The organism is Streptomyces sp. NPDC059455, assembly GCF_042750115.1.
GTDB lineage: Bacteria > Actinomycetota > Actinomycetes > Streptomycetales > Streptomycetaceae > Streptomyces > Streptomyces endocoffeicus.
Genome location: NZ_JBHYVB010000085.1, coordinates 34,133 through 44,843 on the forward strand (window position 1 = coordinate 34,133; position 10,711 = coordinate 44,843).

Below are 10,711 nucleotides of genomic sequence, written 5' to 3' on the forward strand. Positions count from 1 at the left end.
GGCTCAGCCCCGAAACCGGGGTTAGGCCGTCGGCGCCGGCGGGAAAGCCCCCGGGCCGCGCCCCTCGTGAGCCTCTCAAGGACGTCCTTACGGACGTCAGTGGACGTCGGCCATCAACGCCACGACCTTCCTCCGGTACATGAAGACCGCGAAGCCCGCGAGCGCCGCCAGCGTCGCCTCCAGCCCGATCACCCCGACCCCGCTCAGGTCGACCCCGGCGATGGACAGCAGGCCCGTGACGCAGTCGCCCGCGGTCACGGCCAGGAACCACACGCCCATCATCTGGCTGGCGTACTTCGCCGGCGCCATCTTGGTGGTCACCGACAGGCCGACCGGCGACAGGCACAGCTCACCCATCGTCTGGATCATGTAGATCGACACCAGCCACAGCGGGCTGACCTTGGTCCCGTCCCCGGCCATCCCCATCGGCACGACGAAGACGAAGAACGAGGCGCCGACCAGGACCAGGGCCATCGCGAACTTCAGCGTGGTGTTCGGCTCCCGGTCACGCCGCGCCAGCCACAGCCACATCCAGGCGAAGACCGGCGCCAGCGCCATGATCATCAATGGGTTGACGGACTGGAACCACGAGGACGGGAAGTGCAGCCCGAAGATCGTGTCCGCGGTCTTGGAGTCGGCGAAGGCCGACATCGTCGAACCGCCCTGGTCGTAGATCATCCAGAACACGGCGGCGGCCACGAAGAACCAGATGTAGCCGCTCACCTTGGTCTGCTCGACCGCCGAGAGCTCCCGGTCGCGCTTGATCCGGATCAGCACCCCGGTCGGGATGATCAGGCCGAGGATGGTGATCGGGATCAGCACCCAGTTGAGGGTCCAGCTGCCGCTGAGCACCACGCCGGTGTAGAAGACCGCGGCCACGATCAGCCAGATCATCGCCTTGCGCAGCCAGGAGCGGCGCTCCTCGGCGGCCAGCGGGGTCGGGACGACGTTGCTCTCCGCGCTCAGGTGGCGGGTGCCGATCAGGAACTGGACCAGGCCCAGCGCCATGCCGAGGGCGGCGAGCGCGAAGCCCAGGTGCCAGTTGTACGACTGGCCGACGGTGCCGATCACCAGGGGAGCGGCGAAGGCACCGAGGTTGATGCCGATGTAGAAGATGGTGAAGCCGCCGTCCCGGCGCGGGTCCTGCGGACCGTCGTAGAGCTGGCCGACCATCGTCGAGATATTGGCCTTGATCAGACCGGAGCCGAGCGCCACCAGGCCGAGACCGGCGAAGAAGGTCGCCTGGCCGGGGACGGAGAGCGCCAGATGCCCGGCCATGACGATGCCGGACGCGATCACCACCGTCTTGCGCGGCCCCCAGACCCGGTCGCCGAACCAGCCGCCCGGCATGGCCAGCAGATAGACCATGGCCAGGTACACCGAGTAGATGGCCACCGCGTTGCCCTCGGTCATCCCGAGTCCGCCGCCCTGCCCGCCGTTCTTGGCGTCCGGGCCACCGGAGATCAGATAGACCACGAGGAGGGCCCGCATGCCGTAGAAGCTGAACCGCTCCCACATCTCGATCATGAAGAGAGTGGCCAGGCCGCGGGGGTGGCCGAAGAAGGTTTTGCCGCCGGCAGGGGTCTCCTGCGCGGTGGCGCCCTTCGTCAGGCTGGACGCCATGGTGCTTTCCTTGCGTGCTCAGGGAGCGCTGCCGGCGGGGCCAGCGCCCATGGGGGGATGGCTGAGCGACTGAGCGCCGGATGTGGGCCGGGTCGGTTGTGCCAACCTCGTCCCGCTCCGGACATGACAGAGACCTTTGGGTGCGTCGTCGCCACCAAAGGTCCCGGAGGAGTGCTGCAGACGTTGTTTCACCATACGACACGTTCTTGACACCTTTGGGGACGGTGAGAGATACCTCACGAGCGAGGCGTGCAACCTTTCGTGCTCCGTCCGTCGCGCCGTACGCGCCCCGTGCTCCGACCTCAGCGGACTACCATCACCCCCATGACCCGAGTACTGCTCGCCGAGGATGACGCATCCATCTCGGAGCCGCTCGCCCGCGCCCTGCGCCGCGAGGGGTACGAGGTCGAGGTGCGTGAGGACGGACCCACCGCGCTCGACGCCGGTCTGCAAGGAGGCGTCGATCTGATCGTCCTCGACCTCGGCCTGCCCGGGATGGACGGGCTCGAGGTCTGCCGTCGGCTCCGTACGGAGGGCCATGGCTTTCCGGTGCTGGTGCTCACGGCCCGTGCGGACGAGGTGGACACGGTGGTCGGCCTGGACGCCGGTGCCGATGACTACGTGACCAAGCCGTTCCGGCTCGCCGAGCTGCTCGCCCGGGTCCGGGCGCTGCTGCGGCGCGGCGCCGTCGAGACGCAGCAACAGCAGCCGGCCACCCACGGCGTGCGGATCGACGTCGAGTCGCACCGCGCCTGGATGGGCGACGAGGAGCTCCAGCTGACCGCCAAGGAGTTCGATCTGCTGCGGGTCCTGGTGCGGGACGCCGGGCGGGTGGTCACCCGCGATCAGCTGATGCGCGAGGTGTGGGACACCACCTGGTGGTCCTCCACCAAGACCCTCGACATGCATATCTCCTGGCTGCGCAAGAAGCTCGGTGACGACGCGGCCAACCCCCGCTATATCGCCACCGTCCGCGGCGTCGGCTTCAGATTCGAGAAAAGCTGACCAGAGCTGACACGGTAGGGCAATGCGCCGTCGCTTGATCAACTCCACCCTGGCCGTGGTGCTCGTCGTCATCGCGGTCTTCGGCCTGTCGCTGGTCATCGTCGAGACGCGGACCATCGAGAACAGCGCCCAGGAGAGCGTGAGCTCCGACGCGGTGCGCCTGGTCAGCATCGTCGACAGCAGGCTGCTGGGCGGCGAGGGGGTCACCCCCCGGGTGCTGCGCGAGCAGATCGAGCCCGGCCGCTACGCCGTGATCAGGATGCCCGACCACCGCACGGTGGAGATCGGCAAGCGCCCCACGGGCAGTGTCATCTCCGCCGAGGAGCCGGGGGAACAGGGCGAGGTCGTCCGGGTCGAGGCGTCCCGCTCCACGGTGAGCCGCGAGATCGGCCGCACCATGCTGATCATCCTGGCGGTGGCGCTGCTCGCCGTGCTCGCCGCGGTGGCCCTCGCCGTACGCCAGGCGCACCGGCTCTCCGCCCCGCTCACCGATCTCGCGGAGACCGCCGAGCGGCTGGGCTCCGGGGACCCCCGGCCGCGCCACCGGCGCTACGGGGTGCCGGAGCTGGACCGGGTCGCCGATGTCCTGGACGCGAGCGCCGAGCGCATCGCCCGGATGCTCACCGCCGAGCGTCGGCTGGCCGCCGACGCCTCCCACCAGCTCCGTACGCCGCTGACCGCGCTGTCGATGCGGCTGGAGGAGATCACGCTCACCGACGACCCGGAGACGGTCAAGGAGGAGGCGACGATCGCCCTGGGCCAGGTGGAGCGGCTCACCGATGTCGTCCAGCGGCTGCTGACCAATTCGCGCGATCCGCGCAGCGGCTCCGCCGTCGCCTTCGACCTGGACGAGGTCGTCAAGCAGCAGATCGAGGAGTGGCGCCCGGCCTCGCGCAGCGAGGGCCGCGCGATCGTGCGCTCGGGCAAGAAGGGGCTGCGCGCGGTCGGCACCCCGGGCGCGGTCGCCCAGGTGCTGGCCACGCTGATCGAGAACTCGCTGATGCACGGTGACGGCACGGTCGCGCTGCGTACCCGCGTCACCGGCAACCAGGCCGTGGTGGAGGTCTCGGACGAGGGGCCCGGGGTGTCGCCTGACCTGGGGGCGCGGGTCTTCGAGCGCACGGTCAGCGGGCGCAACTCCACGGGGCTGGGGCTCGCCGTGGCGCGGGACCTGGCGGAGGCGGACGGCGGCCGTCTGGAGCTGCTCCAGCAGCATCCGCCGGTGTTCGCGCTCTTCCTCAGCCGGGAGGCCGAGGACCCCCCGGCCTCCTGAGCGGCCCTGTCGTGCCGCTGGGCGCTACCGGCCCTGTCGTGCCGCCGGGCGCTACTTCCGGACCGGCTGCTTCCGGGTGGCCTGGGCGGGCGGCACCTCGGAGAGGAAGGCCTCCGCGCATTCGACGGCCTCCCGTGCCGGCAGCGTCCGGAACACCCAGGTCCGGTAGGACCAGAAGCGGAAGAGGGTGCCCAGGCCGATGCCGACGAACTTGAACACATTGCTCTGGAGTGAGCTGTCCCACCCGAAGCCATAGGTGGCGGTGTAGAGCACGCCGTTCTCGATGATCAGGCCGATGGCGCTGAACAGCAGAAAGAGGCTGAGCTCCTTGGTGCGGCCCTGCTTGTCGCGATCCCGGTAGGTGAAGTACCGGTATCCCAGGTAGTTGAAGGCGGTGGCGACCACCGTGGCCACGATGCTGGCCCGCACCACGGGGAGTTCGGTGACCCCGCGCACCAGGTTGAACACCGCGAGATTGACGAAGACGCCGGCACCGCCGACCACCCCGAACTTCGCGATCTCGTGGGTCAGTTGCCCCATCCGGGCACGCAGCCCACCGAGTGTGCTCCGTTCACTCATGGTGATCGTTCAGCCCCGTCCGTCGGCGTCATCAATCCCCCCATGCTAACCAGCGGCGGCGCCCCGCGCCCTTCAGGCCGCGAGGCTGGGCCCGGCGGATTATCTGGAGGTTCCTCCAACGCAGGTCAGGGCCGGTCGAAGGGGGAAGTTACCCTGGGAGCGTGACATTCCCGGTAGTCGGCATGGTCGGCGGCGGCCAGCTCGCCCGTATGACCCATGAGGCGGGCATCCCCCTCGGCATCAGGTTCAAGCTGCTCAGTGACACCCCCCAGGACTCGGCGGCCCAGGTGGTCAGCGATGTCGTCATCGGCGACTACCGCGACCTGGACACCCTTCGTGCTTTCGCACAGGGCTGTGATGTGGTCACCTTCGACCACGAGCATGTCCCGGCCGAGCATCTGCGCGCCCTGGAAGCGGACGGCGTGGTCATCCGCCCCGGAGTCGAGGCGCTGCTGCACGCCCAGGACAAGGGTGTGATGCGCGAGCGGCTGCGTACGGCCGGTGTGCCGTGCCCCCGCCACCGCATCGTGGCCGACCCCGAGGACGTGGCGCGATTCGCGGACGAGGGCGATGGCTTTCCGGTCGTCCTCAAGACGGTGCGCGGCGGCTACGACGGCAAGGGCGTCTGGGTCGTCCGCGGCGTGGCGGACGCGGCCGAGCCGTTCCGCGCGGGCGTTCCCGTCCTCGCCGAGGAGATGGTCGACTTCGCCCGCGAGCTCGCCGCCAATGTCGTACGGTCCCCGCACGGCCAGGCCGTCGCCTACCCCGTCGTGGAGTCGATCCAGGTGAACGGGGTCTGTGACACCGTGATAGCCCCCGCCCCCGGCCTCTCCGAGGAGCTGTCCGGCCAGGCGCAGGAGATGGCGCTGAAGATCGCCGCCGAGCTCGGGGTGGTCGGCCATCTCGCGGTCGAGCTCTTCGAGACCCGCGACGGCCGGCTGCTGGTCAACGAGCTGGCCATGCGCCCCCACAACTCCGGCCACTGGACCCAGGACGGCGCCGTCACCTCCCAATTCGCCAACCACGTACGGGCCGTGCTCGACCTCCCGCTGGGCGACCCGCGCACACGCGCGCGGTGGACGGTGATGACCAATGTGCTCGGCGGCGACTACCCCGATATGTACGGGGCGTATCTGCACTGCATGGCGCGCGACCCGGCGCTCAAGATCCATATGTACGGCAAGGACGTGAAGCCCGGGCGCAAGGTCGGCCACGTCAACACCTACGGCGACGACCTGGCCGACGTCCGCGAGCGCGGCCGCCACGCCGCCGACTACCTCCGAGGGACCATCACCGAATGAGCGCTCCTGTGATCGGCATCGTCATGGGCTCCGACTCCGACTGGCCCGTCATGGAAGCAGCGGCCAAGGCCCTCGACGAGTTCGAGGTCCCGTACGAGGTGGATGTCGTCTCGGCACACCGCATGCCGCGCGAGATGGTCGCCTACGGCGAGAACGCGGCGGACCGCGGCCTCAAGGCGATCATCGCGGGCGCGGGCGGCGCCGCCCACCTCCCGGGCATGCTCGCGTCCGTCACCCCGCTGCCGGTCATCGGGGTGCCCGTACCGCTGAAGTACCTCGACGGCATGGACTCGCTGCTGTCGATCGTCCAGATGCCCGCGGGGGTTCCGGTGGCCACGGTCTCCGTAGCCGGCGCCCGCAACGCGGGACTGCTCGCCGCCCGCATCCTGGCCGCGCACGACGCCGGACTCCAGGCCCGCATGCGCGAGTTCCAGGACGAACTCAACGCCCAGGCCACGGAGAAGGGCAAGCGCCTGCGGGCGAAGGTGGACGGGGCGGGCTCGTTCGGCTTCGGCCACTGAGCTGTATTCAAGCCCCTCCGGGGCAACCCAGCCCCTCCGGACAACTCCCAGCCCCTCCGGCGTTTGAGGAGCGGGGTCCCGGGCGGAGCCCCGGCGGGGGCCTGGGGGCGGAGCCTCCAGTTTCGGGAAGGGGCGGGGTGGGGCATAGCCCGCCGCAGACGCCCCCACCGCAGGCGCCCCCACTCACCCCACTCGCGCCCACAACACGTGACTTCGACGCCACCCCACGCGAAACTACGAACATGACCGATCACCTCGCGCAAGCCCACGACCTGCTGGCCACCCACCCCATCGTGGACGGCCACAACGACTTCCCCTGGGCCCTGCGCGAGCAGGTCCGGTACGACCTCGACCAGCGCGACATGGCCACCGACCTCACCGCCTACACCCACACGGATCTGCCCCGCCTACGGGCCGGCGGCGTAGGCGCCCAGTTCTGGTCGGTATTCGTCCGCTCCGACTTCCAGGGCGACACGGCGGTCAGCGCCACCCTCGAACAGATCGACGTCGTCCGCCGGTTCACCGACCGGTACGCGACCGACCTGCGCCCCGCCTTCACCGCCGACGACATGGAGGCGGCCCGGACCGAGGGCCGGATCGCCTCCCTCATGGGCGCCGAGGGCGGCCACAGCATCAACTGCTCCCTGGCCACCCTGCGCACCCTCTACGACCTCGGTGTGCGCTATATGACGCTCACCCACAACGACAACGTCCCCTGGGCCGACTCGGCGACCGACGAGCCGAAGGCACACGGCCTCACCCGCTTCGGCGAGGAGGTGGTGCGCGAGATGAACCGCCTGGGCATGCTCGTCGACCTCTCCCATGTCTCGGCCGACACCATGCGGGACGCGCTCCGGGTGACCGAGGCGCCCGTGGTCTTCTCGCACTCCTCCGCGCGCGCCGTCTGCGACCATCCGCGCAACATCCCGGACGATGTGCTGGAGTTGCTGCCCGCCAACGGGGGCGTGGCGATGGCCACTTTCGTGCCCAAGTTCGTGCTGCCCGAGGCGGTCGCCTGGACCCGGGAGGCGGACGAGAACATGCGCGCCCATGGGCTGCATCCGCTGGAGATGACGCCCGCCGCGATGAAGGTGCAGCGCGCCTTCGAGGAGGCCAACCCGCGCCCCATGGCCACCGTGTCGACCGTCGCCGACCACCTCGACCACATGCGCGAGGTGGCGGGCATCGACCACATCGGCATCGGCGGTGACTTCGACGGCACCGCCTTCACCCCGGAGGGCCTGGGCGATGTCGCGGGCTATCCGAACCTGGTGGCCGAGCTCCTCGACCGCCGCTGGTCACCGGCCGACCTGGCCAAGCTGACCTGGCAGAACGCGGTCCGTACGCTGCGCGGCGCAGAAGACGCGGCACGCGCGGCGCGAACCACTCGGGGCCCGTCCATCGCGACGATCGACCAGCTGGACGCTGCCGAGCCGGACGCTGCCGAGTAACCGAACGGCACCGACGCCCGACATCGAGCGGTCCTGTTTCACGGGGCCGCCCGACATCGAGCGGCCCCGTGAAACAGGAGGCCTCACGCCGGGCCCGTCGAACAGGCGGCCTTACCGCGGCCTCACGCCATCGGGCGCCCGAGCGCCCGGTAGGTCCATCCGGCGTCGCGCCAGACGTCGGGGTCCAGCGCGTTGCGCCCGTCGAGGATGCGGCGCTCGGCGACGACCGTGCCGAGGATCGCCGGGTCCAGCTCGCGGAACTCGCGCCACTCGGTGAGGTGCAGCACCGCATGGGCGCCCTCCGCCGCCGCGGCCGCGGTCGGGGCGTAGGCGAGGGTCGGGAAGAGGGCGCGGGCGTTCTCCATGCCCTTGGGGTCGAAGACGGTCACCTGGGCGCCCTGGAGCTGTATCTGCCCGGCCACGTTGAGCGCGGGGGAGTCCCGGACGTCGTCGGAGTCCGGCTTGAAGGTCGCGCCCAGTACCGCGACCCGCTTGCCCAGGAAGGCGCCGCCGACGGCCTCGCGGGCCAGCTCGACCATATGGCCGCGGCGCCGCATGTTGATCGAGTCGACCTCGCGGAGGAAGGTCAGCGCCTGGTCGGCGCCGAGCTCACCGGCGCGCGCCATGAAGGCCCGGATGTCCTTCGGCAGACAGCCGCCGCCGAAGCCGATCCCGGCCCGGAGGAACTTCTTGCCGATGCGCTCGTCGTAGCCGATGGCCTCGGCGAGCTTGACCACATCGCCGCCCGCGGCCTCGCAGACCTCGGCCATCGCGTTGATGAAGGAGATCTTGGTCGCCAGGAAGGAGTTGGCCGCGACCTTCACCAGCTCGGCGGTCGGGAAGTCGGTCACCACGAAGGGCGAGCCCTCGCCGATGGGCGTCTGGTACACCTCGCGGAGCAGCTTCTCGGCCCGGTCGCCGGCGACGCCGACCACGATCCGGTCCGGGTGCAGGGTGTCCTGGACGGCGAACCCCTCGCGCAGGAACTCCGGGTTCCAGGCGAGCTCCGCGTCCGCTCCCACCGGGGCCAGCTCGGCCAGCCGGGCGGCGAGCAGGTCGGCGCTGCCGACCGGCACCGTGGACTTGCCCACGACCAGCGCGGGGCGGCGCAGATGCGGGGCCAGCGACTCCACCGCGGAGTTCACATAGCTCATGTCACAGGCGTACTCGCCGTGCTTCTGCGGGGTGTTCACGCAGATGAAGTGGATGTCGCCGAACTCCCCGGCCTCCTCGTAGGAGGTGGTGAAGCGCAGCCGCCCGCTGGACCCCTCGATCCCCACGACGTGCCGCCGCAGCAGCTCCTCGAGCCCGGGTTCGTACATCGGCACCCGGCCCTGGGTGAGCATCGCGATCTTCTCGGGCACGATGTCGAGACCCAGCACCTCAAAGCCCAGCTCCGTCATGGCCGCTGCGTGGGTGGCGCCGAGGTAGCCGGTGCCGATCACGGTGATCTTGAGGGCCATGCAGTGCTCCAGAACGGTCGATCGCAGATGCGGTGCCTGAGCATAGTCGGGACCCGGGGACGGGCTCAGCCGACTCTGTCAGGTAACTCACGTATACCTACCGAGGCGTCGCCTCTAGAATTCAGTTACTTAACGGTAGTTAGCACTCTTGGGGAGTGAGAGGCTTTGGCGTCCTCGGTGAACGACTTCGACCTGTACCGGCCGTCCGAAGAGCACGACATGCTCCGGGACGCCGTCCGCTCTCTCGCCGAGGCGAAGATAGCCCCTTATGCGGCCGAGGTCGACGAGGAGGCCCGCTTCCCCCAGGAGGCGCTGGACGCCCTCGTCACGAACGATCTCCACGCGGTGCACGTCCCCGAGTCCTACGGCGGCTCGGGCGCGGACGCGCTGGCCACGGTGATCGTCATCGAGGAGGTCTCCCGGGTCTGCGCCTCCTCCTCGCTGATCCCCGCGGTCAACAAGCTGGGCTCGCTGCCGGTCATCCTCTCCGGCTCCGAGGAGCTGAAGAAGAAGTACCTGGCCCCGCTCGCCAAGGGCGACGCGATGTTCTCGTACTGCCTCTCCGAGCCGGACGCGGGCTCGGACGCGGCCGGGATGAAGACCAAGGCGGTCCGCGACGGCGACTTCTGGGTGCTCAACGGCGTCAAGCGCTGGATCACCAACGCCGGGGTCTCCGAGTACTACACGGTGATGGCCGTCACCGACCCCGAGAAGCGCTCCAAGGGCATCTCCGCCTTCGTCGTCGAGAAGTCCGACCCGGGCGTCTCCTTCGGCGCCCCGGAGAAGAAGCTCGGCATCAAGGGCTCCCCGACCCGCGAGGTCTACCTCGACAACGTCCGGATCCCGGCCGACCGGATGATCGGCGCCGAGGGCACCGGCTTCGCCACCGCGATGAAGACCCTCGACCACACCCGGATCACCATCGCCGCCCAGGCCCTCGGCATCGCCCAGGGCGCGCTCGACTACGCCAAGGGGTACGTCCAGGAGCGCAAGCAGTTCGGCAAGCCGATCGGCGACTTCCAGGGCGTCCAGTTCATGCTGGCCGACATGGCGATGAAGCTGGAGGCCGCCCGGCAGCTCACCTACGCGGCGGCGGCCCGCTCCGAGCGGGTGTCCCTCGGGGGCGGCAAGGAGGACCTGACGTTCTTCGGCGCCGCGGCCAAGTGCTACGCCTCCGACGCCGCGATGGAGATCACCACGGACGCCGTCCAGCTGCTCGGCGGCTACGGCTACACCCGTGACTACCCGCTCGAGCGGATGATGCGGGACGCCAAGATCACGCAGATCTACGAGGGTACCAACCAGGTTCAGCGCATCGTGATGGCACGCAACCTTCCGTAGTCCTCCCTTCCGTAGTCCTCGAGGACAAAATACACCCGGGCGGGGGCCCGGGCCCGGCCCCGGGTGTTTTGTGTGGGACGGTAAATGGTAGTGGTGGGGGTGACTGGGTTGGGTGTTGGTCGGGGCCCCAAAGAGGCGGTTCAGGGGGACCGTG

Annotated in this window: 9 protein-coding genes; 6 read left to right on the top strand and 3 right to left on the bottom strand. The window is 69.8% G+C overall.

Annotated features, from left to right (window positions below; all coding sequences use genetic code 11):
• Positions 1–96: 96 nt before the first annotated feature.
• Positions 97–1,623, bottom strand: coding sequence for a peptide MFS transporter (locus ACFXB5_RS27550; RefSeq protein ID WP_385212480.1), 1,527 nt, complete (start codon positions 1,621–1,623; stop codon positions 97–99).
• Positions 1,624–1,947: 324 nt separating this feature from the next.
• Here ACFXB5_RS27550 and ACFXB5_RS27555 point away from each other — a divergent pair, with 324 nt between their 5' ends.
• Both ACFXB5_RS27555 and ACFXB5_RS27560 read left to right on the top strand, forming a co-directional pair.
• Positions 1,948–2,628, top strand: a complete 681-nt coding sequence (locus ACFXB5_RS27555; protein WP_020870789.1) for a response regulator transcription factor — start codon at positions 1,948–1,950, stop codon at positions 2,626–2,628.
• 22 nt (positions 2,629–2,650) lie between these two features.
• Entirely contained in the window at positions 2,651–3,901 is a 1,251-nt protein-coding gene (locus ACFXB5_RS27560; RefSeq protein ID WP_385212482.1) for an ATP-binding protein, read from the top strand.
• A 51-nt stretch (positions 3,902–3,952) separates the two neighbouring features.
• Here the strand turns inward: ACFXB5_RS27560 and ACFXB5_RS27565 are convergent, their stop codons facing one another.
• Positions 3,953–4,480, bottom strand: coding sequence for a GtrA family protein (locus tag ACFXB5_RS27565; protein WP_385212484.1), 528 nt, complete (start codon positions 4,478–4,480; stop codon positions 3,953–3,955).
• A gap of 161 nt (positions 4,481–4,641) precedes the next feature.
• Here ACFXB5_RS27565 and ACFXB5_RS27570 point away from each other — a divergent pair, with 161 nt between their 5' ends.
• From ACFXB5_RS27570 to ACFXB5_RS27580, 3 genes are all read left to right on the top strand, one after another.
• Positions 4,642–5,781, top strand: a complete 1,140-nt coding sequence (locus ACFXB5_RS27570; protein WP_385212486.1) for a 5-(carboxyamino)imidazole ribonucleotide synthase — start codon at positions 4,642–4,644, stop codon at positions 5,779–5,781.
• Positions 5,778–6,302, top strand: coding sequence for a 5-(carboxyamino)imidazole ribonucleotide mutase (purE, locus tag ACFXB5_RS27575; protein WP_385212488.1), 525 nt, complete (start codon positions 5,778–5,780; stop codon positions 6,300–6,302). Before ACFXB5_RS27570 ends, purE begins: the two co-directional genes overlap by 4 nt.
• Positions 6,303–6,544: 242 nt before the next feature.
• Positions 6,545–7,753, top strand: coding sequence for a dipeptidase (locus ACFXB5_RS27580; RefSeq protein ID WP_385212490.1), 1,209 nt, complete (start codon positions 6,545–6,547; stop codon positions 7,751–7,753).
• A gap of 122 nt (positions 7,754–7,875) precedes the next feature.
• Here the strand turns inward: ACFXB5_RS27580 and ACFXB5_RS27585 are convergent, their stop codons facing one another.
• Complete coding sequence (locus tag ACFXB5_RS27585; RefSeq protein WP_385212492.1) at positions 7,876–9,216, bottom strand: UDP-glucose dehydrogenase family protein; 1,341 nt, start codon at positions 9,214–9,216, stop codon at positions 7,876–7,878.
• Between the two features lie 165 nt (positions 9,217–9,381).
• Here ACFXB5_RS27585 and ACFXB5_RS27590 point away from each other — a divergent pair, with 165 nt between their 5' ends.
• Complete coding sequence (locus tag ACFXB5_RS27590; RefSeq protein WP_385212494.1) at positions 9,382–10,557, top strand: acyl-CoA dehydrogenase; 1,176 nt, start codon at positions 9,382–9,384, stop codon at positions 10,555–10,557.
• Positions 10,558–10,711: the final 154 nt, after the last annotated feature.

Bases quoted from the DNA above. Each gene is read 5' to 3' on its own strand.
- ACFXB5_RS27565 (WP_385212484.1), bottom strand. From the start codon at position 4,480: ATGAGTGAACGGAGCACACTCGGTGGGCTGCGTGCCCGGATGGGGCAA.
- ACFXB5_RS27550 (WP_385212480.1), bottom strand. From the start codon at position 1,623: ATGGCGTCCAGCCTGACGAAGGGCGCCACCGCGCAGGAGACCCCTGCC.
- ACFXB5_RS27560 (WP_385212482.1), top strand. From the start codon at position 2,651: ATGCGCCGTCGCTTGATCAACTCCACCCTGGCCGTGGTGCTCGTCGTC.
- purE (WP_385212488.1), top strand. From the start codon at position 5,778: ATGAGCGCTCCTGTGATCGGCATCGTCATGGGCTCCGACTCCGACTGG.
- ACFXB5_RS27585 (WP_385212492.1), bottom strand. From the start codon at position 9,216: ATGGCCCTCAAGATCACCGTGATCGGCACCGGCTACCTCGGCGCCACC.
- ACFXB5_RS27580 (WP_385212490.1), top strand. From the start codon at position 6,545: ATGACCGATCACCTCGCGCAAGCCCACGACCTGCTGGCCACCCACCCC.
- ACFXB5_RS27555 (WP_020870789.1), top strand. From the start codon at position 1,948: ATGACCCGAGTACTGCTCGCCGAGGATGACGCATCCATCTCGGAGCCG.